The 25,461-nt window shown below is 42.8% G+C and carries 24 protein-coding genes and 1 pseudogene; 4 read left to right on the top strand and 21 right to left on the bottom strand.

From position 1 onward, the window contains the following. Window positions 1–34: 34 nt before the first annotated feature. From FHS10_RS23590 to FHS10_RS23560, 7 genes are all read right to left on the bottom strand, one after another. Window positions 35–1,096, bottom strand: a complete 1,062-nt coding sequence (locus tag FHS10_RS23590) for a DNA polymerase beta superfamily protein (RefSeq protein ID WP_259095834.1) — start codon at window positions 1,094–1,096, stop codon at window positions 35–37. Beyond that, window positions 1,093–1,848 (bottom strand): nucleotidyltransferase domain-containing protein, encoded by a 756-nt coding sequence (locus tag FHS10_RS23585; RefSeq protein WP_259095832.1) that lies wholly within the window; start codon window positions 1,846–1,848, stop codon window positions 1,093–1,095. The genes FHS10_RS23590 and FHS10_RS23585 overlap by 4 nt, the downstream gene beginning before the upstream one ends. Window positions 1,849–3,114: 1,266 nt before the next feature. Beyond that, a complete protein-coding gene (locus FHS10_RS23580) occupies window positions 3,115–4,701 on the bottom strand; it encodes a TROVE domain-containing protein (RefSeq protein ID WP_259095830.1) in 1,587 nt (528 codons plus the stop codon). A 353-nt stretch (window positions 4,702–5,054) separates the two neighbouring features. After that, window positions 5,055–5,630 carry a hypothetical protein gene (locus FHS10_RS23575; protein WP_259095828.1) on the bottom strand — a complete coding sequence of 192 codons (576 nt, stop codon included), beginning with the start codon at window positions 5,628–5,630 and terminating at the stop codon, window positions 5,055–5,057. 48 nt (window positions 5,631–5,678) lie between these two features. Next, complete coding sequence (gene trhO, locus FHS10_RS23570; protein ID WP_259095826.1) at window positions 5,679–6,635, bottom strand: oxygen-dependent tRNA uridine(34) hydroxylase TrhO; 957 nt, start codon at window positions 6,633–6,635, stop codon at window positions 5,679–5,681. A 377-nt stretch (window positions 6,636–7,012) separates the two neighbouring features. After that, window positions 7,013–9,529, bottom strand: a complete 2,517-nt coding sequence (locus FHS10_RS23565) for a TonB-dependent receptor (RefSeq protein ID WP_259095824.1) — start codon at window positions 9,527–9,529, stop codon at window positions 7,013–7,015. A 79-nt stretch (window positions 9,530–9,608) separates the two neighbouring features. Then, window positions 9,609–9,941 (bottom strand): hypothetical protein, encoded by a 333-nt coding sequence (locus FHS10_RS23560; protein ID WP_259095822.1) that lies wholly within the window; start codon window positions 9,939–9,941, stop codon window positions 9,609–9,611. A gap of 271 nt (window positions 9,942–10,212) precedes the next feature. Between FHS10_RS23560 and FHS10_RS23555 the strand changes: the two genes are divergently transcribed. Continuing rightward, window positions 10,213–10,569 carry a hypothetical protein gene (locus tag FHS10_RS23555; RefSeq protein WP_259095820.1) on the top strand — a complete coding sequence of 119 codons (357 nt, stop codon included), beginning with the start codon at window positions 10,213–10,215 and terminating at the stop codon, window positions 10,567–10,569. A 593-nt stretch (window positions 10,570–11,162) separates the two neighbouring features. On the opposite strand, the gene FHS10_RS23550 is transcribed toward FHS10_RS23555, so the two are convergent. The 5 genes from FHS10_RS23550 to FHS10_RS23530 are packed head-to-tail and all read right to left on the bottom strand — an operon-like array spanning window position 11,163 to window position 16,079. Then, entirely contained in the window at window positions 11,163–12,185 is a 1,023-nt protein-coding gene (locus FHS10_RS23550; protein WP_259095818.1) for an asparaginase, read from the bottom strand. 38 nt (window positions 12,186–12,223) lie between these two features. Next, window positions 12,224–12,991 (bottom strand): TatD family hydrolase, encoded by a 768-nt coding sequence (locus FHS10_RS23545; protein WP_259095816.1) that lies wholly within the window; start codon window positions 12,989–12,991, stop codon window positions 12,224–12,226. A gap of 47 nt (window positions 12,992–13,038) precedes the next feature. Further along, the gene (locus FHS10_RS23540; protein WP_259095814.1) at window positions 13,039–14,028 is read right to left on the bottom strand and encodes an FKBP-type peptidyl-prolyl cis-trans isomerase; all 990 of its coding nucleotides are present in this window, start codon (window positions 14,026–14,028) and stop codon (window positions 13,039–13,041) included. Window positions 14,029–14,086: 58 nt separating this feature from the next. Then, the gene (locus FHS10_RS23535) at window positions 14,087–15,067 is read right to left on the bottom strand and encodes an FKBP-type peptidyl-prolyl cis-trans isomerase (RefSeq protein ID WP_259095812.1); all 981 of its coding nucleotides are present in this window, start codon (window positions 15,065–15,067) and stop codon (window positions 14,087–14,089) included. Between the two features lies 1 nt (window position 15,068). Continuing rightward, window positions 15,069–16,079 carry a DHH family phosphoesterase gene (locus FHS10_RS23530; RefSeq protein ID WP_259095811.1) on the bottom strand — a complete coding sequence of 337 codons (1,011 nt, stop codon included), beginning with the start codon at window positions 16,077–16,079 and terminating at the stop codon, window positions 15,069–15,071. Between the two features lie 192 nt (window positions 16,080–16,271). Between FHS10_RS23530 and FHS10_RS23525 the strand changes: the two genes are divergently transcribed. Together FHS10_RS23525 and FHS10_RS23520 are read left to right on the top strand one after the other, a co-directional pair. Further along, window positions 16,272–16,691, top strand: coding sequence for a nucleoside-diphosphate kinase (locus FHS10_RS23525; RefSeq protein ID WP_259095808.1), 420 nt, complete (start codon window positions 16,272–16,274; stop codon window positions 16,689–16,691). Between the two features lie 177 nt (window positions 16,692–16,868). Next, window positions 16,869–17,081 (top strand): hypothetical protein, encoded by a 213-nt coding sequence (locus FHS10_RS23520; protein ID WP_259095806.1) that lies wholly within the window; start codon window positions 16,869–16,871, stop codon window positions 17,079–17,081. A gap of 57 nt (window positions 17,082–17,138) precedes the next feature. On the opposite strand, the gene FHS10_RS23515 is transcribed toward FHS10_RS23520, so the two are convergent. The 3 genes from FHS10_RS23515 to FHS10_RS23505 all read right to left on the bottom strand — a co-directional run bounded on the left by FHS10_RS23515 (window position 17,139) and on the right by FHS10_RS23505 (window position 19,132). Then, window positions 17,139–17,429, bottom strand: coding sequence for a DciA family protein (locus FHS10_RS23515; RefSeq protein ID WP_259095805.1), 291 nt, complete (start codon window positions 17,427–17,429; stop codon window positions 17,139–17,141). Then, window positions 17,416–18,522, bottom strand: a complete 1,107-nt coding sequence (recF, locus tag FHS10_RS23510; RefSeq protein ID WP_259095803.1) for a DNA replication/repair protein RecF — start codon at window positions 18,520–18,522, stop codon at window positions 17,416–17,418. Before recF ends, FHS10_RS23515 begins: the two co-directional genes overlap by 14 nt. Before the next feature lie 478 nt (window positions 18,523–19,000). Beyond that, entirely contained in the window at window positions 19,001–19,132 is a 132-nt protein-coding gene (locus FHS10_RS23505; RefSeq protein ID WP_259095801.1) for a hypothetical protein, read from the bottom strand. 290 nt (window positions 19,133–19,422) lie between these two features. Here FHS10_RS23505 and FHS10_RS23500 point away from each other — a divergent pair, with 290 nt between their 5' ends. Next, window positions 19,423–19,830, top strand: coding sequence for an SPW repeat domain-containing protein (locus tag FHS10_RS23500; protein WP_259095799.1), 408 nt, complete (start codon window positions 19,423–19,425; stop codon window positions 19,828–19,830). Window positions 19,831–20,266: 436 nt separating this feature from the next. Here FHS10_RS23500 and FHS10_RS23495 read toward each other — a convergent pair whose 3' ends face one another. From FHS10_RS23495 to FHS10_RS23480, 6 genes and pseudogenes are all read right to left on the bottom strand, one after another. Continuing rightward, window positions 20,267–23,131, bottom strand: a complete 2,865-nt coding sequence (locus FHS10_RS23495) for a M16 family metallopeptidase (protein WP_259095797.1) — start codon at window positions 23,129–23,131, stop codon at window positions 20,267–20,269. Between the two features lie 70 nt (window positions 23,132–23,201). Further along, entirely contained in the window at window positions 23,202–23,702 is a 501-nt protein-coding gene (locus tag FHS10_RS23490; protein WP_259095795.1) for a DUF2059 domain-containing protein, read from the bottom strand. A gap of 3 nt (window positions 23,703–23,705) precedes the next feature. Continuing rightward, complete coding sequence (locus tag FHS10_RS23485) at window positions 23,706–24,839, bottom strand: acyltransferase family protein (protein ID WP_259095794.1); 1,134 nt, start codon at window positions 24,837–24,839, stop codon at window positions 23,706–23,708. Between the two features lie 3 nt (window positions 24,840–24,842). Beyond that, the gene (locus FHS10_RS29315; RefSeq protein WP_374759834.1) at window positions 24,843–25,001 is read right to left on the bottom strand and encodes a four helix bundle protein; all 159 of its coding nucleotides are present in this window, start codon (window positions 24,999–25,001) and stop codon (window positions 24,843–24,845) included. Further along, a complete protein-coding gene (locus FHS10_RS29310; protein ID WP_374759833.1) occupies window positions 24,992–25,216 on the bottom strand; it encodes a four helix bundle protein in 225 nt (74 codons plus the stop codon). Before FHS10_RS29310 ends, FHS10_RS29315 begins: the two co-directional genes overlap by 10 nt. 71 nt (window positions 25,217–25,287) lie before the next feature. After that, window positions 25,288–25,461: pseudogene (locus tag FHS10_RS23480) on the bottom strand (PIG-L family deacetylase); the annotation flags it as partial.

The following is a 25,461-nucleotide window of genomic DNA, read 5'->3' as shown; positions in this document are numbered from 1 at the left end:
AAAGATCATGGCATAATAAACGCTCCACGGCCGGTCAACACTTGTAAAACTCTTCCCGTATCCTGATCAGTAATTGCCCGGCCATTTGTTCGTCGGGCTTGTCAGGTAAGGTAGACGTATCATACAGCTGCTTTATTTGATCCATTTTACTTTCAACCATTTGCATCAATTCCTCAAACTCAAATTTGCCATTCCTGATTTTCAATAAAAACTCCCTGTCGTGCCGGTAAACCATTACTTTTTGATGTAGGGCTATCTCTTCTGCCATATTGAGCAGGCGAAAGGTATGCATCATGTTTTTGGCATCGTAGTTTTTGCCGTGCGATAACGTACTTTGAAAACGGGCCTCGTTTCGCTTTTCTTCCCACTCTTTATATTCCCGGTACTCACGGCAATAAACCGAGTACGCATCCTTGTTAAAGTGCATAACAGCTATGTTTTCCATTTCCTTGGGAACCTGGCTTACCTGCACGTCATCGGCATCCGGCCCCGAAACTATTCCCCGAAAACGAGTCCTGCCGCTTTGATGATAAAGCAGGTAAGCATCTCGGAAATGGTCCAGCTTTACAAGGCCACAATCTTGTTGTAACAGGTTGTTGGTTTTAAGCCAGTCATTTAACAATACAGTGCCGCTGTTATTAGCCACGTAACAAAAATCGAGAACGGTTTTAGGTTCGGTATCAGGCGGTTTGTTGATCTTTTTATTGAGCCCTTTCGCTTTTTTTATTTGCGTTTGCGCGTAACCGGCAAAAGTGTCTAAACAAAGTTTTGATAAAAAATCTTCGGGCCTTATCAAATCCATTAGCGGGTGCCTATACAATACAAACTCTGATGGCGTACTTAAAAGTTCCAGGATATTAGGATTGTTTTTGGTAAGCAGTTCAAGAAAGCGTTTGATCTCAAAATATATCTCGTCGTTACTTTCATTGGCAACCTGGTCTGTAAAATCAAACCCGTACAGCTCTTTTTGGGGCAATATAAAAATGCCCTTTTTGTCGATATCAGAACCCGGTACATTAAGGTTATACGCCGTGCTGCCGCTAATGCAATCAAGCAGCAGATATTGTTTTTGTTGATGTAGCTGCTGGTAGGTCATGATGGTATATATTTTCTGAAAACAGCATTTAGCTCATCCGGTAAATGCCGGTGACTTTCAAGAGCGGCGGTTTGGCTTCTGCAATAATTCAATATATCCGTTAACCAGTTGTTGAGCGGTAAAACCGGGGCTATCATAGTTTTCTCGTCCGATAGTTTTTTCTGCTCCATCAAATCATTTATGGCCTGCTGTATCTTTTCGTCGGTTATCAATACCCTTAGTTTTTCAAACTCCATAGGCGGCACCGAATATTTTTCAACTATCCACAGGCAGGCTAATGCCGGTCGTAAAGCATAAAAATAGCGTTTCAGTTTTACTTCATCTGCTTGCAAATCCTGGGTGAGTGTATTATGCGCCATAGACATATAATGATGCGCACCAGCCTTGAGCGAAAAATACCTGGGCATCAGCGCACGAAGCTCATTGGCAAAGCCAGGTTGTTCCGTATAAACTATGGGGGATTGCAGCCACTCATACAAAGTACTATTTGAGGTAAGGAACAGTTTTAACGCCTTACGCAAATCCCATCCGCCTATATCCAAAACCTCATTCACCGGCAGCCCGGCAACATCTGTTTGATCGGTTATCTGCAGATAGTAGTTTAATGGCTTTACGTATATAAAGCGCACATCAAAATCACTATCGGGCGAGGCAAAGCCCCAGGCCCGGCTACCCGACTCGCAGGCATACAGGATTTTTATATTTTCTGTCTGCTCCAGTTCGAGCAGTTTTTGATGGATAGTTTGCAGCATAATAGTTTGGTTAAAGATAAAAAAATTAAAGAGCGACAACCGGCAGGTGTAGCCAGGATTCGAACCTGTATTCATGTATCGCTACATGTTTTCAACCAGACGAAGTAACACCCGCCTACGGCATCTTTAGCCCCCAAGCCCCCTAAAGGGGGATCAGATAGCTTTTTCCCCTTTAGGGAAAGGTTTAGGTATAAATTTCTCAATAAAAGGGCAATAAACAATTAGTGAATTAACTGAGCTACCAAGGCAGGATTTGAACCTGCGACCTTCCGCCAACGGCCTACCGTGTACCCACATCTTGTTTGTTAAGGAAAATGTCATTTCGATAGAGCGAAGGAGGGGAATGAGCGGGGTGCGAAAGAGAAATCTTGTACGCCTTGCATGGCCGAATGCCTGCTTTTACAAGATTTCTCCTCACCTACGGCGCGCAATCCCACCCCTTGTTCGTCGAAATGACAACGTTTTTATTAGAAGAGTAGGTTTAACAAGATGTGGGTACACGGTAGGCCCGCGGCGGATGCTCTAACCGATGGATCACCAATTTACGGCACCTTTTAAGATTTTAAAAAAGAGCTACAAACGCTTAGCGGTTAATGTTCATATGGTGAAGTATCGCTAAGCAACGGCATCTTTAAAAGAAGAGCAACAAGCCTCCTGCGGTTAGTTATTGCGTGACAGGCGATGTAACGCAGGCAAACGGCATCCTCTTTATCTTTTTCCTCCCTTGCAGAGGATTTCCTTTTAATCGCTCTCCGGACCGGGGAACCAAAAAGAGTAACGGGCAATTAGTCTATCATGCTCTAACCAATTGAGCTACTTTGAATTGCTCCAAAGACCGGACTTGAACCGGCAACCCTGACGTCCTCAAACGAAGTAAGACTTATTTACGACATCTTTTTAGCCCCCGGGTTTACCCGAAAGAGCTTGATCTTTAATTTTCTTTAAAAGAAGGGTAACAGATAACAAGTGTGAGCTTACCCTGTGTTTTACCAACTCAACTACCCTTTACAGGGGCCGGAATTGAACCGGCGTTCCAGGCTTGAATCGAAGTAACACTCATTTACGACACCTTCTTTATATTTTATAAGAAGCAACACGCGATAAAAGTCCGGGGACCCGCTGGTGAGGACTCGAACCTCCATCATGACTTTCGCCACAATGCCCTCCCCTTAATTGAGCGAAGTAACTCTTATCTAACGACATTCTTATGCCCCCCAGCCCCCTAAAGGGGGAGCCGAAAGTTTTTTACATTCCCCCTTTAGGGGGTTAGGGGGCTATACTATTGATATGGCTTAAAGCTGTCTGGCCATTTTCTAGTGCGTCGAGCACTTCAAAAACCTTATCGCTCCAGCCGGATACCAAGTAAACGCCGTTTTGCATTACCTGCAATGGTACATTACCATAACCCTTTAAATCAAACAGGTACAGCTTTGCTTTTGGCGCTACTGTGGCCTTGTAACGGATCCATAATTTATGGATGTGTTCGCCATTAACCGATGGGTTGCTGTTGTATAACTGGCAATCGGTAAAAAGCATTACCTTATCTTTTTGCACCTTGCGGTCCAACAGATCTTTGATCACCAGGTAGCCATTGGTTGCATAACCAACCTCGCCTTCGCGCTTGTAAAACTCCTGCACGTTGCTCAATATGTTATGGCGTGGCACCATGATGGTTTTCCAAAAATTACCAAACATACCCACCTCCACATTTTTACAACGCGATTGCAGCAACATGGCCAGCATCAAACCCACATCATACAGCAAGATTTTTGATTTTGCCGATACAGGTGTCTGCATGGAGCCAGATACGTCGCAGGCCAGCAACACACGGGTGTTTTCATCAAAACCTTTGATGTTCGCCGCGCTTGCCTGTACCGCCTTTTCCAAAGCATCAAGCAATTCGCCGGTGTAACCTTTGTTGCCAAACAGCGCAGCGCTTACCTTTTGGGTTAAACCCTTTAATGGCGCGACAACCGTACCCGCATTTAACAACTCGCGGTAAGCCGCCAGGTAACGGAATGGGAACTGTTTGGCCTTTACTACTTGTTCGCCATCGGCAAGGGTTGCGCATACCTTTTGGAAATGCACATAGCTTACACCCACTTCCTGTATGTTACGCAGGTTTCGCAGCAAGGCCATGTAACCCAGTTTACCGCTATATATCAGCTCTTCCCATTTATCACGGAAGGCTAATGCTTTTGCTTCCGCGCTATCAAAATTCAGCTGACCCAATGCCGATAGCTCAGTTTCCCAGGTGTATGGGGTTTGCAAATTGCCGTTTACTATTTTGTTGAACAGGGCTTGTTGCAAATCGTCTTTTGCTTTAGGGTGAACCAGGAACAAGGCATCGCGCATTTTTATAGCGGTATCGCGGTTGTACTTGGCAAACTGGTACTCGTCAAAGCGGTTAAACGCGGTTTGTAAGCCTTTTTGCATTTGCTTTGACAGGCGGTTCAGCTTTTTAGTACCGGTGCGCTTGTTCAGCATTTCGTAGCAGGCTAACAGCTCTGTGATCTCATCGGCACGGTTAACAACCCCGGCTGTAACCCGGGCAATCAGATCGTCGCCCGAGTGCAGCTTTGCCAATTCGGTAACCAATATTAATGGCACCGAACGCATGTACATTTTGGTACGGGCGTAAACCGCCAGCCTGCCCACAAACTCGGGCTTGCATTTATTGATAATGGTACGCAGGCGTTCTATACGGTCGTCATTTTTTTCGTAAAAGGAATCACTTAAGCTCCAGGTAACTACCAGGGTATACAGTTCCATCTCTGGTGATAGCGCAAACGCTTTTGCACCCTCATGATTGGTTAACTGACTTTGTGCTTTGCTTAACAGGTTAAATTTCATTGTGACCTCCTTTTATTATTTATTTGTTTTGATGATACAAAGGTTCATAGCCACTGCGCAGTGTATTTGCGCAGTGAAAATTATTTTAATTTTTTTTGGAAAAAGGTGGGAAATGATTGGAATTTGGTTGTTGTATAGAGGGATATGGCGATGTTGTTGCCTTTGCAACTGGCTCTGCAAAGCGGCTACGACTCACCCGGTCTACGCTTCGCTGGACCTGCCCTCTCTCCGGCAGGCCGCAAAGAGGGTCAAAAACAAATAAAAACTTCCCGCCCCTCTATGCGACGCAGTCGGAGAGAGGGGAAGACGGGCGTAGCCTCGTCGGGGTGAGTCGTACCTTGGTTAGTTTTAACCTACCCTTTAAGCTCGGCAGCTATCGCGTTAAGCAAATAATCAACCTGCTTTTTGTATTTAGGGTAAAGCTGTTTCAATGCGGGGTAGGCGCTGTAAAAGGCGGTTTTATAATTATTGAGTTTGATATTAGGCTGATTGTTCACAACGCCCCATTCCAGCTGATCTAACAGGGCCGTGTTTTGCCCAACAGCAGCTAATACGTAAGCAGGCTGTTTTACAAAAATCTGCTCAAAAGAAAAAGCCATCTGTTCTTCGGCCGATGTGCTGTGCCTTTTCATATAAAGCACATACTCGTTAACTGCTGTGGGGGTGTTGGTTTTAATACAGATATTGCCTAAAAGCTCGGTGAGGCTGGCAAGCTGGTAATTGATGCCCTTAGTTTTTACCTCATAGTATGAACAGTTGCCAAGCTCCAGCTTTTTTACAATGAGTAAAGCGCTTGTAAATTGTTTATCAGAAAGGGAATGTTTTTTTGAAAAGGAAATCAGCTTTTTAAATGCCCGGGGATCGCAATTGGTTTGCGCCGATGCATTTAAGGTAATTATAATGAAGATACACAAGGCAGCTGATTTCATCCTGAATGCTTACCGCAATATAACGATAAAATCAGCCCTGTGTTTGGGTTATGCCAGTTGTATTTTTTCTCTTTTGTTGATATTTACCGGCTGTGGTACTTTTACATAGTAGCCGGTGCCATCATATACCCTTTTGCGCGGGTGACTTTGGCAGGCATCGCTGCAGCAGCCTTCCATTTTGGTACCACATTCATCGCATTGGGTAAAATGCTCATTACACTCGGGATTGGCACAATTGATCATCTTAGGTGTGGTTTTACCGCAGTTACGGCAGGTAGAGATCACCACCGGGTTTACGCTGTTTACATCAACCGAAAGGCGGTTATCAAATACATAACATTTACCTTCAAAATCTTCGCCACCTGCTTCTTTGCCATATTTAATAATGCCGCCATGCAACTGGTATACTTCGGGGAAACCCTCGTGCAGTAACAGGGCTGATGCTTTTTCGCATTTGATGCCACCGGTACAGTAGGTAAGGATCTTTTTGTCCTTGTATTTGGCCAACTCGTTGATCATGGCCGGGAAATCGCGAAAATTTTCGATATCTAAAGTAACCGCGTTTTTGAATTTACCTAAGGAATGCTCGTAGTTTGAGCGTACATCCAGCACCACCACATCATCGCGGTCCTTCATCGCCATAAACTCTTTTGGCTCCAGGTGTTTGCCTGTTTTTTGCTTTGGGTCGATCATTTCCGGATCGCGCAGGCCCGAGTATACGATCTCGGCCTTGTGGCGCACATGCATTTTTACAAATGATGGCTCGGGCACTTCGTCAACCTTAAAATCGATACCAGCAAAACGCGCGTCGGCGTGTACGGTGTCCATATAAGTTTTACAAGCCTCTACGGTGCCGGATACAGTACCGTTTAATCCCTCATGGGCCACAATAATGCGACCGGTAAGCCCTAAGCTTTTGCAAAATTTTAAATGATCGGCAGCAAATTGCTCCGCATCTTCTATTGTTGAATAACAATAGTACAGTAGTGTATTATATATTGCCATAATCCATTGATACTGCTGCAAACAGTGTTAAATGAGCTGCAAAGATAATACTTTGAGCGGAAATTTTAGGCGAAAGGTAAAAAGGTTAAGACACGAATGCCAGCCGCCTCGGTTACAATTTAATCGAATTTCACGAATTTGGAATTGATTGATTGCACAAATTAAAATATGAAGTCAAAAAATTCGTGAAATTCGCTGTAATCTATCCTCCGGGCAGTTAAATTCGTGTTTACTCAAATCTCTCAGCTTGTAAGAAAATAAAATGTTAAAAGCGATTTTCCTGAAAAGGTTAAGGGCGCAAGGTGAAGAATAGATTTTGCAACAAAAACGCCATTGCTTTTTGAGGCAATGGCGTTTCAATTTAGTTGTGTTTGCGTTTACGATTTTTTGCCGGTATTAAACCCGAAAGGAACCACCACTTTAAAGCTGATGTTGCGGCCCATGTTAAAAATACCGCGCTGTACACCTGGTGCGGTTACCGCGTTATCAAAGTATTTTAAGCGGCTCATGTTTGATTGATAGTTAACATTGGCCAGGTTGGTACCTTCTACAAAGATCTTTAAAACGGGCTCGCCTGCTTTGTTTACAATGTTACCGCCAAAACCGGCGCTCAACAGGTTATAGCCTGCGGTATAGGTCTCGGTTCCGTAAGCCGCAAAGAAGCGATCCTGCGCACTGTAATGGTCAAAGCCAACAAAGGCATAAAGGCTTTTAAAGCTGCCAAAGCCACCATTAAAGGTGCCGCGCAGTTCTGTATGCGTATGCAATGGCGGGATGAACGGCAGGTGCTTTAAACTATCGGCAACCGGACCACCATTACCTTTATTTTCACCATAAGTGAGGCTCAGCGCGTTTTCAAAGTGCAACCATGGTATGGGGTGCAAATCAACATTAACTTCGCCGCCATAAATGCGGGCTTTGCTTTGTACATAGGTAAACGTGTTGTAGCCCTGGGTAATTACCGGGCTGCCGTCATCGTGTAGTTCTTGTTGTTGGTAAATGTAGTTTGATAGGTTGTTGTTAAAAGCCTCCACACTTGCCGATATATTAGGCAGGGTTAAAAAAGCACCCAAATCTTCCTGTAAGCTAAACTCTGGTTTAAAACTCTTGTCGCCAACGTGATAGATCTGTGAGCCTGGATCTGGACCATTGGCCGAGATCTCTGCAATACTCGGCGCGCGGAAACCTCTTGAAATGTTACCCTTTATCAGGAAAGCATCTGAAATGTTATAAGTTGCACCAAAGCTGCCAGAATAACCACTGAATCTTTTGCTGAAGGCTTCAAATTGATTGATGACGTTTGCTGTAGTGGTTGGGTTGCTGCCAGTATACAATTGAGGAAAACCATGCGGACCGCCAATGGTATCTACATAAGCGGCACTGTTGTTAAATGAGCGGGTATCATAACGTGCACCCAGGGAAAGATCTAACTTGCCATAGCTTTTTTTGACAACAAAAAAGGGACCTATATCAAACTGGTGATATGCCGGGATAGGGAAATCAGTAGCATCACCAATGGTATTGTTTTGATACTGACCGTTAACCCCAAAGGTGGTTTCATATTCGTTACCGATGTTAAAGTTGTACTTAACATCATAAGTATAGGTTGTTAAGTGCAGGTTTAATCCGGCAATATCGCCATATTCTGGGTGGGTGTACTCGCGCCTGTGGCTGTACTGATAACCTAAGTTCACAATAAGATTACCATCGCCCAATCTGAAGTTACTATTGTTGTAAATACGATAAAGCTGTACGTGCTGGTGCAGCGTTGGGATAGTATATGAGTTTAATACCGAATTGGGGACAATAGGCCTGTAGGCGTCGTCCTCGGTAATTTGCTGGGTAAATTTACGGGTAACAGAATCGCGGCTGCCATCTGGGATCGACTGCTCGTCATCAAATAATGACGCGTGCAGGTAAGATGTACCCCATGATTTGTTTAAGCCAACCATTACACGGGCATCCTTTTCTTTATAGTTGGTACCGTATACACGGCCGTCGTGCTCATTTTTATAGTCTTTACCTTCTTTGGCAGATACTACCGTTCCCCATACCAGGCCATTTTGGTTACCCTGTAACCTGAAAGAGCCATTTAAAAGGTCCTGGTTGGTGCCATAAATACCTTGTACCGATCCTAATATTTTACCTTCGGGAACGGGTGACGGCGATATTAAGTTAACAACTCCACCAATAGCATCAGAACCATAGGTTAAACTGGCCGGGCCTTTAATTACTTCCACACGGTCCACAGAGTTTTGATCAACCTCAATACCATGCTCATCGCCCCATTGCTGGCCTTCCTGGCGGATGCCATCCATCAGCGTAATTACACGGTTATAGCCTAAACCATGGATAAACGGTTTGGATACGTTTGGCCCCGTTGTAACGGCGCTAACGCCCGGCAGGGAAGCTATCTGGTCAATGATATTGCCCGATGCGGCACGCTGCTCTAAATAGGCCTTACCTACGGCAAGCATGGGCACAGGACTGCGTTTTATTTCGGTAGCTTTACTTACACCGGTAATAATAACCTCGCCCGCCTCAACAGATGATGTTTGCATCACCACGTTAAACACAGTAGTTTTTGTAAAATCAACCCTTTGGTTAACGGTAGAGTAGCCCAGGTAGCTTACCTGCACCAGGTAAATACCTTTGGGGATATTATTGAATGTGTATTTACCATTGGCATCGGTAACGGCGCCTTTACGTAAATCGGGGATAGTTATAGTGGCGCCTATAATAGGTTTGCCATCTGCCTTATCGGTAATGGTACCAGTTAGGGTGCCTATCGCATCGGCGGCATCAATATTAGTAACCGGAACGGTAGTGGCGTTAGCCAATGAAGAAATACCTATGAACGATAATATTAAGAAGCTAATTAGCTTTAATTTCATAACGAATAAATTGAAAATTCAATAAACACCGTTTGTAGAACGGCTTTGTTTGTAAAAAATGATAACAGGATAGAAATTGTTATGAAATTACAGGAGGGGCGCGGCCGGCGGCCAGCACAAGCGACATGCTTACAAAATCGTAATTACAAGAGTTAAAAACTTGTATTACGGCCTGCTGTGGAGTAGCATATAAAGGGGTATCAATTACCGCGAACGTATGATGCATGGCATCGCACATATCGCATTTTTCCTTTACGGTTGTTTGTGGCGCATGGTCGTTATTGGTTAACGATGCCGTTTTTGAAATGCTTTTTACAAGCTGGTGCTGGTGCGAATAGACCATATACTGACCTGCCACAAAGCAAACCAATAACAGCCACGAATAAATAATATTCAATTTATTTTTCTTCACGTCAACACCCTTTTTTACAGGATATCACAAAAGTAAGCAATAAAACGATGATTTTAATGCAACATTGTAACAATAATGATAAGTTCATAGTTGATGGTTCATAGATCATGGCAGCTTCGGTTGGCGGCGATTAGTTTCTTTACATTGGGGCTGAATCGAAATCATCCAAAAAACACTTTACAATGATCTATGACCATCAACCATGAACTAAAATAACATTTTGCCATGATCTATGAACCATCAACCATGAACTAACTTATCTTTGCCCCATATGAAGCCGGCAGAAATTAATTTAAAGTGGAGTGCGCTGCAAAACCGCATTGCCGAGGATTTTGATAACGAGAAACCCGACCTTAAGGTGATGTTGTTTTTGATAGGTGTACAGGAACTGGGCCAGGGGCCACGCAAATTCAGCAAACGCCAAAAAGAAGAACTGATGCATATTGCCAATTGCAAGCTACTAAGTATGATGGGCTTTTACGAGTTGGAAGGCCTTGACCAGGACGGCTGGCCGCATTGGAAGCGTATAAAAGTTATCCCCGCCTATACCATCCTTGAACAGGAAATGCTCATGAAATCATTGATCATCTCTTATTTTGAGGAGTTGGATGCGGGAATAGTTGACTGATAGGTGTTTTTATATGAATCCGTCATTGAGGAGGAACGATGAAGCAATCCCGAATTATATAGGGGCAAGCGCATCTACTTATCTGGGATTGCGTCATACCCATGGCAAGTCCACCATGTCATTGCGAGTATCCATCAGGGTAACCTGAAAAAAACAGTGATGACATCGTTAACGCGCTTGTGTAGAGACGCAACATTTTGCGTCTCCCGCGTGCAAATGCACCACGCAAATCCGCTCTGTATAGCTAGAGACGCAAAATATTGCGTCTCTACAAAAAAACATATTTGATAATCAATAACTTACATGGACGTCATTATAAGGCACGAAGCAATCTCATACTCTAAAGGGCGGATTTGCGCAGTTCGCGATTGCTTCGTGCCTACCCATAACGTATTTGATTTCTGCGAGCGAGGGCCGGTCACCCTGAGCCTGTCGAAGGGCGCGCGTAGAGGCCTTCGCCCGCGTGCTTCGACAAGCTCAGCATGACCCTCTTTTTATTATTAACGTCATTTCCACCTTCACCGTCCGCGGATTTTACTCCTCGCAATGACGCGCGGCGGGCCGTTAGGACTAACTATCGGATATAACCTCGCCTAACTCACCGTTATCTCGCCCCTCAAATCCTGCTCCATGTATTGCTTTACCAGGGCCGGGTCATCAAACTCGCCAAGGAGGTACATCATTTTGGTTACTGCCGATTCAAAAGTCATGTCGTAACCGCTGGCTATACCCATGTCTTTCAGTTGTTTGCTGGTTTCATAGCGGCCAAGCTCAACAGTCCCAACTTTACACTGGGAAATATCAACAATCACTTTACCATCTTTAATAGCTTTTTCAAGCAAGTTTAAAAACCAATCGTCGGTAGTGGTATTACCGGCACCAAATGTTTCCATTACTACACCACGTACATCGGAGTTTAAAATAGCTTCAACAACTTTTTGGCCAATGCCAGGGTAAAGTTTCAATACGGCAACATCGCTGATGAGGTTATTGTGGATGATCAGTTCTTCACCGTCCTGGGGGTGCCTGATATCATTTGCGCTGAAGCGCAGATGCACGCCCGACTCGGCCAGGATAGGGTAATTTGGTGAGCGGAAAGCCTCAAATTTTGATGAATTATATTTAAAGGCTCGGTTACCACGAAAGAGCTTGTAATCAAAGTAAATACAAACTTCGGGCACGCGCGCACGGTCATTCTTTTTGGCTTTGGCAATTTCAATGGCCGTCATCAGGTTTTCCTTCGCATCGGTGCGGATAGCGCTAATAGGCAATTGCGAACCGGTAAATATGATGGGTTTGCCCAGGTTTTCGAGCATAAAGCTCAATGCCGATGCGGTATAGGCCATGGTATCTGATCCGTGAAGAATCACAAAACCATCATTCTCATGATAATTAGCTTCAATTAACCCCGCCAACTCGCTCCAGATAGCCGGGTTCATGTTTGATGAATCGATGATCTCCTCAAAAGAGTGCACCTTAATTTTACAGTTAAGTTTTTCCAGTTCAGGAACGTTATCCATTATCTGCTCAAAATTGATAGGCTTGAGCACTTTGGTTATAGGGTCACTCATCATACCTATGGTACCACCGGTATAGATGATTAGTATCTGACTCATGAATTAGGGTTTATGGAGTGTAAATTCATTACAATTAGTTATATACCAAATACCAGTTTTGAGTTTTGGGTAGTAATGTAAGCTACCTCCTCTACACTGGTTTGGTGCAGATCCGCCACTTTTTGGGCAATGTAAATCAAGTACGAACTTTCATTAGGTTTACCCCTGAACGGAACGGGCGTAAGGTACGGAGAATCTGTTTCTAAAACTATATGTTTAAGGTCAATTTCGGCCACAACTTTATCCAGCCCGGCGTTTTTATAGGTAACTACGCCGCCTATGCCCAGGTAAAAACCCAGATCTATTACCTTTTGAGCCTGATTTACAGTGCCGCCAAAGCAATGGAAAATTCCATGAAGATCGTCGTCATTTTCCTGTTGTAATACACTATACACTTCGTCAAATGCGTCTCGGCAGTGGATCACTATAGGTAATTTTAAGCTTTTTGCCCAGTTGATTTGTGTGCGAAAAGCTTCTATCTGCCCATCGAGATAAGTTTTATCCCAATACAGATCTATCCCGATCTCGCCTATGGCATAAATTTTATTTTGCTGATGAGCGTCTTTAATAGCTGCCAGTTCGGTTTCCCAGCCGGGTTTTACCGAGCAGGGATGCAAGCCAAGCATCGGATAGCATAAATGAGGATACGCCTTTACCAGGTTGTAAATCAGTGGCACCGATGCTGCATCTACACAGGGCAAAAACAAACGGCTGATATCGTTATCAAGGCAGCGCTGTACAAGTGCCGCGCGTTTATCCGCAGCGGTTTCGTAATAAAGATGGGTATGCGTGTCGGTTAATACCATGCTGCAAAAATAAAAAAGCCCCCTGTTTTTGGCAGAAGGCTTTAAGGTTAATTTTTCTTTTTACTTACACCTGTTTTTTTGGCGGTGCCTTTTTTAGCCGGGTGCTTAACACCTGGTTTTGCAGCCACCGCGGCGTGTTTGGTTGGTTTTATTTTTACAATCTCCAGGTCGAACACAAGAGTTGCATAAGGGGGGATCACTGCGCCACCACCTTTTTCGCCATAACCAAGGCTTGAAGGAACAATAAATTTAGCTGTTGAACCTTCATGTAAAAGTGCTAAACCCTCTTCCCAGCCGGGGATAACCCGTCCTTCGCCCAACACCACGCTTATGGGCTCATATGGGCGACCGGGCTGGTCAAGACCGGCGGCTTTCGCAACTTTTTCGATGCTGGAGTCAAATACCGTTCCGTTTGTTAAGCTACCCACATAATTTACCAGCACGGTATCGCCCGGCAATGGCTTACGCAATGCAGAGGGTTTGGTAACAATATATTTTAAACCTGATGCTGTAGTTACAGGAGTTAGCTTATTTGCTGTAATGTAGTTATTGGCATCAACAGACTCCTGTTGCTTTTGCTTTGCAATAGCTGCATTCCGCTCGTCCATGGCCTCCTGCAGGCTTTGTACCTTAGTTATTTTAATAATAAAGGTAAGGTTGCTCCCTTTAGGGAAAAACGGTGGACGAGCCTCCTCGTGACCTTTAAAGATAGAATCTGTAGGTACTTTTACTTTTGCACTATCATTAAGCGTAAGCAAGGGAAATATATCCATCAAATCGGCTACGCTTTGTGATGGGTGTATTTGTGCCTGCACAGTATGGCCCGCCACGTAAGAACTAAATAATACAGAGTCCTTGTCGGTCATCTGGATATAGTTAAAAGTAATAACATCATTCTGTTTTACTTTTTCGCCGGTGTTGTGTGTAAAAATCTGGTATTGCGCGCCATTTGGCCTGGTTTGCATACCATTCTGCGCATGCGCACCTAAATTAAGCATACCAAGTAAGGATGCTAAGAAATAGAATGTTTTCTTCATAGTAGTAATAAAAAAGCCTTCCCAACAGCAGTTGGGAAGGCTATAAAAGCTATTTTAATTATTTTGTTGTTGGTGCCGTTGGCGGTGCCATTTGTGGCATAACCGCCGGTTTAGGCGCGTTTGGATTTGGCTTAACAATGTCAATCAATTCCATTTCAAAAATAATTGGGGTGTATGGGCCAATTAAATTGCCGGCACCCTGATCTTTATACGCAATATCAGAAGGGATAACCAATGTTATTTTTGATCCTTTATTCATTAACTGCAAACCTTCGTCCCATCCTGGTATTACACGGCCTTCGCCAACCGGGATACGGATAGGAGCATACTGGCGGCCTGGTTCCATAGGTTGTTTTTCTTTAATGGCAACCTCTTTAACGCTGGTTTCAAATATTTTACCGCTTGGAAGTCTACCTGTGTAATTTACTACCGCAGTATCATGTGCGGCAAGTGTTGGTCCCGTACCTGGCTGGGTAATTACATAATTTAGGCCAGATGGCGTAGTAGTTACTTTAAGGTTATGATCGGCAATGTATTTTTTGATCTTAGCTGGCTCCGCTGCTTTCATGCCGTCGGTTAAGGTTTTGATGTACGCCTGAACCCTATCACGGAAAACCTGCTCAGTTAATGCGCCTTTGGCAATTACTTTGGCTACAGCTACCTGGAATACTAAATATTTACCTTTCAAATTTGGCGGACGTTGTACGCCACCTTTAAATATCGAATCGGTAGAGATTTTGAAGGTGGCACTATCGCCTTCGCCCAACATTTCAATACCAGCCATGATATCACCTTTTGACTGTAATTTTTGCATCGGGATTAAAATAGGATGGCCTGCATCATAGCTGTTTGATAAAACAGAATCGCCATCGGTTTTAATCACCATATTAAGGCTTACGTAGTCGCCTTCTTTAATGTGAGGTGCGCCTTTTGATGTGTGGATGTTGTAAAGCAAACCTGCGTCGCCTTTTTTAAAGCCTCCGTTGCAACTTGCAAACGCCGTTGCAGCAATGGCCAAGAACATTAATTTTCTTTTCATTTTATTGTTTTAATAGTTTTTTATATTCGGGTAATATGGATTTAAATTTCTCTACTACATGTTCAAGCGTTCCTTCTGAATGACCGCCGGCCGCATTACGGTGACCGCCGCCATCAAAATACTTTTTACAAATTTCATTTGCCGGAAACTCACCTTTTGATCGTAACGAAAGTTTTACCCTATCGCTGCGCTCAACTATAAATGCCGCCAGTTTAATACTGCTCATTGATAAGGCATAGTTTACCACGCCTTCAGTATCGCCGGTATTAACATCAAACTTTTTAAGGTCGGTATTATTAACGGCAATAATGGCGGTATTGTATTCGGGCAATACTTCCAGGCAATTGGCCAGGCAATGTCCTAAAAATCGTAAACGGTTTTCTGATGCGCTATTGTATACCAGTTCATGAATGCGGTAGTTTACCGCGCCTGCGTCAATCAAATCGGCCACTATGCGGTGCACCGTGGATGACGTGTTAGGCAAGCGGAAAGATCCCGAGTCTGTCATGATGCCTGTATAAAGGCAGGTGGCTACATCTTTATTGATCAGTTCGGGATGGTATAACTGGTTTACAATAAAATCATATACCAGTTGTGCAGCCGCGCAAGCATTAATATCCCAATGCCTGTAATCGTCAAAATCGGCTGGCTCCAGGTGATGATCTATCATGATCTTATAGGCGCTGCTATCGCCAACCAACACGCCCATTTCATTGATGCGGCTTAACGCGTTAAAATCAAGGCAAAAAATAAGCTCGGCAGCGGCAATAAGTTCGGCCGATTTTTCTAACTGCTCGGTATAGATGATAACATCTTCATTACCAGGTAGCCAGGCTAAAAAATCGGGATAATCGGTAGGGGTAATAACTGTTGTATGATGGCCCTGCTGTATCAAATAATTATATAAACCTAAAGACGAGCCCATAGCATCACCATCAGGTTTATGATGGGTAGTGATCACTATCTTTTTGGGGCTTGCTAAAAGTTCTGTAAGCGCGGCTAAATTTAACATCAATTTCAAAAAAGAGTTGCAAAGCTAAATAAATAAATTAAATACAAACCATCTATTTTGATACAAAAAGCTTTATCTTACAGATGCAAAACGCTACTTTTGCGCCAATTTGAAATTAGTTGATCAAACAGCATAAGCGCTCCCCAAACTATCCGCGCTTATAATTATTCATAAAGTAACAATTAAAAATAAATGACAACCAACAGAACTTTTACCATGATTAAGCCCGATGCGGTAGCAAACGGCCATATTGGTGCTATTGTAGATAAAATAACCAAAAGCGGTTTCAAGATCATCGCTCTTAAATACACTTCGTTATCAGCAGAAAAAGCAGGACAATTTTATGAAGTACACAAGGGCCGCCCTTTTTATAATGCCCTTGTTGAATTTATGTCATCAGGCCCAATTGTAGCCGCCATCTTAGAAAAAGATAATGCTATTGAAGATTTTCGTAAGCTTATTGGCGCAACTGATCCGGCTAAAGCAGAAGAAGGAACTATTCGTAACCTGTTTGCTAAATCAATTGACGCGAATGCTGTTCACGGTTCAGACTCTGACGAAAATGCACAAATTGAAGGTAACTTCTTTTTCTCTGCTTTCGAGAAATTCTAATAGCCGATATAATATATTAGTATGGGTGTGATATCATAAAATATTACACCCATATTTTTGAGGTACTTTTTTAATTAGGGATTAAGTTTTGTATATTTACAAAACGCAGTTAACTTTAATTAACTGTTAACCTGGATCCTATATATCAAAAGTACACTCCTTATAAAGTAACTGATTATGAAACTGTTTTTAAAAACCATTATATACGCCCTTATCGTAGTATGTTTGTTTACAGCTTCGTTATTGCTTTATAAAGCCCATCCCGAGGTGCAGCTTGCCTTTATTATACCGGGGATCTTTATTTTGGCATATTCTATTATCAGCGATGATCTTGGTGTAAGGCAGGCCATACGCTCCCGTCAGCTCCGGATGTTCAGGGATAAAGAATAACCTTGGCTAATCACTATCCCTTTTTTATTATCTCCCGTATAAATTATTATGCGCCATCTACAGGAATACAACCTCTTCTACTAAATTACTCTTGGCCTCGTCATTGATTTTTTGGATGATCTGGCTGCGAATCATCATTAGCTCGTTTTTAATCACCGACGATTCTATTCGTAAAAACAGTTTCTTATCGCGTATAAACAACTCCTTGGTACGGTTGGCTACAGATTTGCCTACCAAATCTGGCCAGGATGCAACTACGGCAGTTTCGTCATAGCGCCGTTTAATTTTGTACACATTAAGCATTTGCTCAATGGCTTCTTTTAATGATTTATCGTTAGTCTTGCGCATCTATGGTCCCCCTGGTTACATTAAAAATTTTAACTGCCACGTTTATCTTATCAAAGATGTTTGCAACGCGGGTAATGCTTGTATCGGTTATAAATACCTGTCCAAAATCATTGTTCGATACCATTTTCATGAGCTTGGTTACCCGTTCATCATCAAGCTTATCAAAAATATCATCAAGCAGCAGCAATGGTTTAAACCCTTTTTGCTGATAAAGAAAGGTATACTGGGCCAGCTTAAGGGCAATTAAAAATGATTTTTGCTGCCCCTGCGATCCGAATTTTTTCATGGCCATACCATGAATACCAAATTGCAAATCGTCTTTATGAATCCCCGCTGTGGTACGTTCCAACACCTTATCCCGCTCAACCGTTTTCTTTAGCAGGCTTGCAAAATCGTCCTGCAATAATTGCGATTCATATACCAATTCAACCAGTTCGGCATCGTCGCTCAAAAAGCTGTAATGTTTATTGAATATGTGGGTAAAGCCTTCCATAAAAGCTTTACGCCGTTCAAATATCCTGCTGCCTGATAATACCAGCTGCTCATCAAGCACTTCAAGCAAACTGGGATCGTAACGGCCGGTATCGGCAATCAATTTTAGCAAAGCATTACGGTTAGCCAATACCTTGTTATAGGTAATGAGCTCATCAAGGTAATGGTTATCTGTTTGTGATATTACATTATCAATAAACTTACGGCGCTCTTCACTTCCTTCGGTAATAATACTGGTATCATAGGGCGATATCATCACCAATGGCAACAAACCAATATGATCTGCCAGGCGCTGGTAGTCTTTTTTATTGCGTTTAAACTGCTTCTTTTGATTTCGTTTCACCGAGCAGGCTACCGCTTCGGGTTGGTTATTTCTATTAAAAACACCGGTAACAATAAAAAATTCTGTACCCTGTTTTATCTGCTGGCTATCAATAGGGTTAAAATAACTTTTGCACAAGCCCAGGTAATGAATTGCATCAAGCAAATTGGTTTTACCCGCGCCATTATTACCCGTAAAGGCGTTAACCCCCTCGCTAAAAAGCAGTTCGGCTTCCTCGTAATTTTTGAAATTAATGACTGATAATTGCTGCAGATACATGGGAGCACAAAGTTAAGTTTTTAGTTTGTTGTTCAGCATATCATTTGGTTATTGATCATGGCAAAGGCATGTAAATAGTTAACGGGGATAAGTTTATGGCGTCTGAAAGATATAAGCATCAAACGATACCTTGTTTTTATTGCCTGGTGCTGGTTAAATGATCCAGGTATCAAATGGACTTGTATTGGCCAACAACAGGCACAACTATTTGGATGCTCCAAAATTGCGCGATACATCAGTTTAGTGTTAACCTTGTTAAAATATAAAATATTGATTATTAGATAATTATAATGAATTTTATCTGAAATATGTTAAGTTATGTTAACCCAATTAGATGCGTTTGCCTTGGTTTGTTGATGGAGCCTGGTGGCAAATTGCACTGTTTTTAAATAAAAATAGCGAAGCCATCAAGCCTCGCTATTGAATTTTGTCATTCGTCTTAAAATCCTATAGTCCCATAATCCAATAGTCCCAAAGACTACTTTTTCTTATCAACACCAATAGGTTTTACAACATTGGCTTTGCCCGATTGATAATCCGATGGTGCTTTTTTGCCACCTTCGGCGGCAGGTTTCTTTTTTTCTTTTACGGCTTGTCTGTCCTTGCTCATGGTTTTATAGTTTTAGATGTTAATTTATCAGGATGTACAACCTGTTTTCTTTAATAATGATAAGGGGCTGCCTGGCTTGATTTGTTGTTGCCCGACTTTTAGGAATAAATGAATTGCAATAATTTTTAAAACGCCTATCTTTGGCGCATGAATGCTGCAATTATTTAAAGGTACTTCTTTTAATTAATAATAGGCGTGCAAGGCAATTTTTAATATCAAAAGCCTTAACTTTGACATAATTTTTGATACACAGATATTAATACAGGTATAATACAACAATAGCTACAAAAATGAAAAGCTTTCTTCCAACCTCAGTTTATGCAGTTTTAAACTATGCAATTGCTCTTTTGCTAATTTCAACCTTATGGACGTTTGATACCATCCATATTGGCGGCGCGGCTTTATTTTTGCCTTTATTAATAGGATGGCTGCAATTAATCATGGCTATTTTTGCAAAAAACGAATTGGGCTTTTTAAAAGTATTCCCAATGGTTATGCATAATGTAAACGATGTAATTATGGGCTCGTTCCTGATGTGCTCACCATGGGTTTATGATTTTCATTCAAAAATCTGGATCCCGCAGGTTTTATTTGGCGGCGCGCTTTTCCTGATGGGCATCTTTACTGTAGGTTCTCCATTTCTTAAAAAAGACCACGAACTTCAACAAGGTGGTATCACTCCAGATCAATTGGTATAATTACTAACAACATATTTTTAACAATAAAAGCGGTGCAAATGCACCGCTTTTATTGTTAAAAATGGATCTGTTTTCTGCTTGCCTATGTCGAGGCTGGTTTGTCATCATCTTATCGCTGTAATGATGATTGTCATCATAAAAGTAAAAAATCAATCTGCTACTCAGGAATTGGAGATAGACTTTCATAGGCGGTACCGTCTGTCAATTGCGCACTCATTCTTGAACCCATAGATACTCCAGTACGCCGGCGGCTACTTCTCTGGCGCGACACAATATCAGTGCATTTTCCTCATATCCTAAAACCTTTTTTTGCCCCATTGAGAAGCCGGGCTATGAACATTAAAAAACAAGGCATGCGGTTATTAAAGTATATAAACAAAACGCCCTGCCGGGAAAATTCCGGGCAGGGCGTTAAATATGTTTTAAGGGTTAAAAACTATTTCTTTTCGGGCATCAGAATTAGTTTGATAAAGTTTTTACCGCTCAGGTATTTATTGGCAGCGTCTTTGGTACTTTGTACAGTTACCTGCTCAAGGTTGCCAACGTGCTGCAAGATCTGATCGGGGTTTTCGCCATTTTGTGAACTGGCACCAAGGTAACCTGCCCAAAAAATGTTTTCCTTCATCTGCTCGCGGGTTGTGCGGGCTTCTTCGGCAACAAATTTCTGGATATCGGTAGGCTGGGCTCCATTTGTTTTGACCTTTCCAATTTCCTCTAATGTTGCCGCAATCAGCTTATCCACATTTTCAGGAGCACATCCAAAATATACAGTAATGCTGTACCTGCCACCCGGAACTTTGCGATAGCTGGCTCTTACACCTGGCGCGTAAACGCCACTTTCCTGCTCACGTAGGCGCTCAATCAGTTTGATGTTCAACACTTCCTCCAGCGCATCCATTTGGATGTTGTTGGCGTCGTTATAATCATAATCGCCGCTAAATACCAGCTGAACACTGCTTTTTTCGGCAACACCCTTGTTTACTATTTTGGTGATCTCGCCTGCAGGCGGTTGTATTTTAAGGTTTTTGTAAGTCTCCTTGCTATTGGTTGATGGCAGGCCGCCTAAATAATGTTCAAGGTATGGCTTAATGGTTTCTATATCAAAATTGCCAACTACGGTAAAGGTAAAGTTGCTGGCATCGGCAAAACGGGCTTTGTAAAACTCAAAGGCTTTATCAAGGGTAGCTTTGCTCAACCTTTCGGGCGTGGTAACCATACTCCTGAAGTTGTGGTTACTTAAAGTAGCTGATACCGTATCCTGGAACACACTTGGCGGGTCGAGCCCCCTGTTGGCCAAAACCGATTTTGTTTGGGCGATGGTTGATTGCCAGATATCGTTATCCTTGCGCGGCTGGGTAAAGTACAGATATATCAATTGCAGGGCGGTTTCAAAATCGGCAGGGGATGAATTACCGCTGATGCCCTGCGCGGTTTCGCTGATATATGGCGTAATGCTAAGATTTTTACCGGCCAGTTTTTTATCCAGCATGCCCTGGTTAAACTGGGATATACCGCTGCTGGCAATGATAGAAGCTGCTAAATTAGCCGATGTAAAATCATCATCGCTTGCCAGCGATGAACCACCAAACGCGTAACCATTGATCAGTATCTGGTTGTTTCTGTACTCAGTTGGTTTTAATATTACTTTAAGACCGTTACCAAAAGTTAAAGTAGTTGTGCCGATAAGCGAATCTGCTACCTGGCTAACTGTTTTGGTGCCCTCCGGTAATTTACTGATCAATGGATCTGATGACACATTATCAACATAGGCCGATATGCCCTGGCCGGCGCTGCCTATCCATTGCAATAAAGTAGCTTCGGTTGGCAAAGTGGCTTTGTCTTTTTCGGGCGCTTCAATAATTACAACCCTGTTTTGATCGCTGATGAATTTGCCGGCTAAGGCATTCATTTGGTCTACGGTTATCTTGCTGATGTTATTTACATAAAAATTGTACTCATAATCGATACCCGGGATGGCTTCGCCTTCTAAAAAGTGCTGCTGGTACTCGCGCACAAAATTTACCGACAGGGTCTTGTCTTTTTCTTTGTAGGCATTCCCCATTTGTACAAGAGCGTCCTGTTTGGCTCGCTCTAACTCGGTTAGGGTAAAGCCAAACTTGTGCGCCCTTTCTGTTTCGGCAACAACAGCCTTAACGGCGCTTTCCAATTCGGCAGGCGTTTTGGCAACTACTATGGTGGTAAACGCGTCCTGCTCGCCCAAAAAGCCGCCATAACTTGCGCGGCCGAATAAAAACGGAGGATTAGGCTTTTGCAACAGTTCGCCTAAACGGGAATTCAGCATTTGATTAAACAACTGCACCCGCACACTTTGCATATAATCAACCGTGTTTTTCACGATTGTCCCCGGGTGTTTAACAACAATTTCGGCCAGGGTATAAGGAAACTCCGCATCGGTAGCAATTTTAACCACGGTGCCTGGTGTAGCCGGCACAGTGTATTTTGCACGCGGCTTTTCGCCGGCAGGGTTGGTAAGGCCCGAAAAGTTTTGTTTGATGAGTGCCTCAACCTGTTTAGGGTCAAAGTCACCAACGGCAATTACCGCCTGCAAATCCGGGCGGTACCAGTCATGGTAAAAACTTTTGATGGTTTCTGGCTTAAAGTTTTTCAGGATATCTTCTTTACCAATAGGTAAACGCAAAGCATAACGCGAGTTGTTAAGCAACACAGGTAAAATCTGGTGCTGCAAACGCTCCTGGGCATTTTTGCCGCGCAAGCGTTCTTCCTCTAAAACAACACCGCGTTCTTTATCAATTTCGGTAGGATCAAAACTCACGTAGCCAGCCCAGTTAGCCAATATTTTAAAGCCATTGTTAAATATAGCGGCTGTATCGGTAGGGATAGGTAACTGGTAAACGGTTTCGTTAAACGAAGTGTACGCGTTTAAATCGGCCCCGAATTTAACACCCGATTTTTGCAGGTAATCAACCATTTGGTTTTTCGGAAAATCGCGGGTACCGTTAAAAGCCATGTGTTCGGTGAAGTGGGCAAGGCCCTGCTGATCGTCCGTTTCTAAAACCGATCCTGCTTTATTTACCAGGTAAAGTTCGGCCTTGTTTTTAGGCTCCACATTTTGCCTGATATAGTAGGTTAGCCCGTTGGGTAATTTACCAATGATCACCTGTTTATCAACAGGCAAAACATCGGCTTTTATCAATAGCTGACCTGCTACAGGTTTGCTTTTGGGCGATACGGCCGGCTTCTTTTTTACTTGCGCAACGGCGCTTCCTGAGGCTATTAGCAACGCTAAAGCCAATACAGAAAGCTGTTTGTTTAAATTCATATATTATTAGAGGCTATTTTTTTACTAAGATGCTAAACGAAACTATTAGTTACAAATTATTGAATGCTAATTATTGTTTAGCCGGACTTTCGGTTTTTTTAAATGCATCCTGCATCATTTGTTCCAACTCGGGCCGATGGTTTGCTATAATTTGCTGACCTAACGCCACCCCCTTTTGTAGTAGCAAGGGGGTTTTGGAACTAACTTTTTTCCCAAGCGGCGAATTATAAAAAGTAGTTAATTGATCGAGTTCGTCTTCCGTGAATTCTGCAGAATATATTTTTGCCAAATCATCTTTCAAAACATCCCAGGAATAATACTTGCCCATGAACTGCTTCATTACATTTATAAATGTAGACCTTTGTGCTTCTGGAATTTGAGCGCTTGATGTACCAATCATAGTTTCAACAATACCGGTAAATTGAGTGTTTATTCCGGTAGCAATCAAAAATAACTCGGCCGATTTCAGGTGCGACGCAGTGAAGGTAGTTGAAGTGGTTTGTGCATTTACGCTTGCTACACTAAACAACAATGCCGATGTTAAAGCGATAAGGGTTAGATTAAATTTCATGTGTTATATTTTGATAAATATTTTCCTAAGATACAATATCCACATTACCAGCCATAAAATAATGACTGTAACTATGGCACTTGCCAAAGAAGCATTTACCGGCGAAAAATGTGGTGCGAAAAAAGTTTGATAAATTGAACTGCCCCCTATTTTTATCATACCCATATAATGCGGAATAAAGCCGGATAATACATATGCCGTAATGGCATTTGCCCCAAATACAACAAAGGGATAGGTGAACTTTTTATAACCCTGCACATCAATAAGCCAATAGCTAAGCGCCAGGGCAATGGTAGCCAGTCCGCCGGTATAAAGCACAAAAGAGCTTGTCCACAAAGCCTTATTAATGGGGAAGAACAAATCCCAAAGCAAACCGGCTACTACAGCCATTGCGCCGTAGGTAAACATCCAGCTCACTTTTACATTGTCATCGCGGTCCTTACGTTTTAACCAGGTGCCAACCCTTATGCCAAACAAACCGGTTGCTACCGCAGGTAAAGTGCCCAATAAACCTTCGGGGTCCCAGGTATGCGATTCGCTCCAGAGGTGATTTGTGGTAAATACCAGACGATCTATCCATGCCCCTATATTAGTCTCGGGCTCCAGATTAGCATAGCCAACGCCAGGCACAGGAATAAAAGTCATGATAATAAAATATCCAATAAGTGCCCCGACAAAGATCCAGTCACGTGTTTTTTGAGATGTTTTTAAATATAGTACGGTACATATAAAATAAACCAGGGCAATGCGTGGCAATACCCCCGGAAACCTCAGATGAGCAAACCCACGGTCGGGATGGAATATTAATTGCGTTATCCAAGGAATGGCGATTAGTATGGCAGTTCGCTGTAGTGCTTTCAGGATAAGTTTCGAGTGCGATAACGTCACCTTTTTGCTTTCCATGGCATAAATGACCGACACCCCCACCATAAACAGGAAAAACGGAAACATCAGGTCGGTAGGCGTACAGCCATTCCATTTGGAATGCTCCAACGGTGCATAAATGTGGCCCCAATCGCCGGGATCATTAACCAGTATCATGGCCGCGATGGTCGCGCCTCTAAAAACATCGAGCGAAAGGAGCCTCGGGTTTTGAGTTTTGAGTGATGAGTTTTGAGTACGATCGTCCTTGGGCATATATTAGTTTCCTTTTCTTATTTTTTCGATTAATGAAAGCATCATTCTCCTAATTTCAGTATTGCGATTATTAAGTTCACCAAACGCCTCGTCACTTAAAAATCTCAAAGAGTTGGCAATGAGGAGACAGTTTTCCACTTCGTTAGTAGAGCCTAAAGACATTTGCAAAAAATGAACAAAAGACATTTGCAAAAGTCATTTTGAGTAAATCTACCGCAACCTTCGGCAATATTATTTGAAATAGATACAACCGCACGCCTCGTTTGGCTTGTTAAGGCATATTTTTCTTCTGACGGATACGTTGCCGTATACTTATATATTGCCGATACAAGATCAAACGATTTTTGCCAAACCTTGAGTTTCTTAAAGTCCTGCATTAGTCATAATAAGTATAAAAAGATATCTCTCCAAAACTCATAACTTAAAACTCACCACTCAATACTTTTTTTTAAAACTTATAACGTTTAAATGCTTCCATGGCTTCGTACTCGGCGAGTCCCAACCTGTCATAGCGCTGCGCAGTATCCCTTGTCCTGTCCTCGGCTCTCACCCAAAACTCCCTGGCATCATCCCCCGGGAAAACCGGACGATCTTTTTGAGATTGGTGTTTGAAGATAGCATT

Origin of the sequence: Mucilaginibacter dorajii (assembly GCF_024808255.1) — a bacterium.
GTDB lineage: Bacteria > Bacteroidota > Bacteroidia > Sphingobacteriales > Sphingobacteriaceae > Mucilaginibacter > Mucilaginibacter dorajii.
Note: the sequence above shows the minus strand (reverse complement) of the source record. Positions and strands in the feature narration are given on the sequence as shown.

Coding starts and splice junctions, on each gene's coding strand:
- FHS10_RS29315 (WP_374759834.1), bottom strand. CDS start 25,001: ATGTCTTTAGGCTCTACTAACGAAGTGGAAAACTGTCTCCTCATTGCC.
- FHS10_RS23590 (WP_259095834.1), bottom strand. CDS start 1,096: ATGACCTACCAGCAGCTACATCAACAAAAACAATATCTGCTGCTTGAT.
- FHS10_RS29310 (WP_374759833.1), bottom strand. CDS start 25,216: ATGCAGGACTTTAAGAAACTCAAGGTTTGGCAAAAATCGTTTGATCTT.
- FHS10_RS23550 (WP_259095818.1), bottom strand. CDS start 12,185: ATGAGTCAGATACTAATCATCTATACCGGTGGTACCATAGGTATGATG.
- recF (WP_259095803.1), bottom strand. CDS start 18,522: ATGTATCTGCAGCAATTATCAGTCATTAATTTCAAAAATTACGAGGAA.
- FHS10_RS23565 (WP_259095824.1), bottom strand. CDS start 9,529: ATGAAATTAAAGCTAATTAGCTTCTTAATATTATCGTTCATAGGTATT.
- FHS10_RS23545 (WP_259095816.1), bottom strand. CDS start 12,991: ATGGTATTAACCGACACGCATACCCATCTTTATTACGAAACCGCTGCG.
- FHS10_RS23540 (WP_259095814.1), bottom strand. CDS start 14,028: ATGAAGAAAACATTCTATTTCTTAGCATCCTTACTTGGTATGCTTAAT.
- FHS10_RS23555 (WP_259095820.1), top strand. CDS start 10,213: ATGAAGCCGGCAGAAATTAATTTAAAGTGGAGTGCGCTGCAAAACCGC.
- FHS10_RS23495 (WP_259095797.1), bottom strand. CDS start 23,131: ATGAATTTAAACAAACAGCTTTCTGTATTGGCTTTAGCGTTGCTAATA.
- FHS10_RS23585 (WP_259095832.1), bottom strand. CDS start 1,848: ATGCTGCAAACTATCCATCAAAAACTGCTCGAACTGGAGCAGACAGAA.
- FHS10_RS23505 (WP_259095801.1), bottom strand. CDS start 19,132: ATGAGCAAGGACAGACAAGCCGTAAAAGAAAAAAAGAAACCTGCCGCC.
- FHS10_RS23535 (WP_259095812.1), bottom strand. CDS start 15,067: ATGAAAAGAAAATTAATGTTCTTGGCCATTGCTGCAACGGCGTTTGCA.
- FHS10_RS23580 (WP_259095830.1), bottom strand. CDS start 4,701: ATGAAATTTAACCTGTTAAGCAAAGCACAAAGTCAGTTAACCAATCAT.
- FHS10_RS23500 (WP_259095799.1), top strand. CDS start 19,423: ATGAAAAGCTTTCTTCCAACCTCAGTTTATGCAGTTTTAAACTATGCA.
- trhO (WP_259095826.1), bottom strand. CDS start 6,635: ATGGCAATATATAATACACTACTGTACTATTGTTATTCAACAATAGAA.
- FHS10_RS23520 (WP_259095806.1), top strand. CDS start 16,869: ATGAAACTGTTTTTAAAAACCATTATATACGCCCTTATCGTAGTATGT.
- FHS10_RS23485 (WP_259095794.1), bottom strand. CDS start 24,839: ATGCCCAAGGACGATCGTACTCAAAACTCATCACTCAAAACTCAAAAC.
- FHS10_RS23515 (WP_259095805.1), bottom strand. CDS start 17,429: ATGCGCAAGACTAACGATAAATCATTAAAAGAAGCCATTGAGCAAATG.
- FHS10_RS23490 (WP_259095795.1), bottom strand. CDS start 23,702: ATGAAATTTAATCTAACCCTTATCGCTTTAACATCGGCATTGTTGTTT.
- FHS10_RS23530 (WP_259095811.1), bottom strand. CDS start 16,079: ATGTTAAATTTAGCCGCGCTTACAGAACTTTTAGCAAGCCCCAAAAAG.
- FHS10_RS23575 (WP_259095828.1), bottom strand. CDS start 5,630: ATGAAATCAGCTGCCTTGTGTATCTTCATTATAATTACCTTAAATGCA.
- FHS10_RS23525 (WP_259095808.1), top strand. CDS start 16,272: ATGACAACCAACAGAACTTTTACCATGATTAAGCCCGATGCGGTAGCA.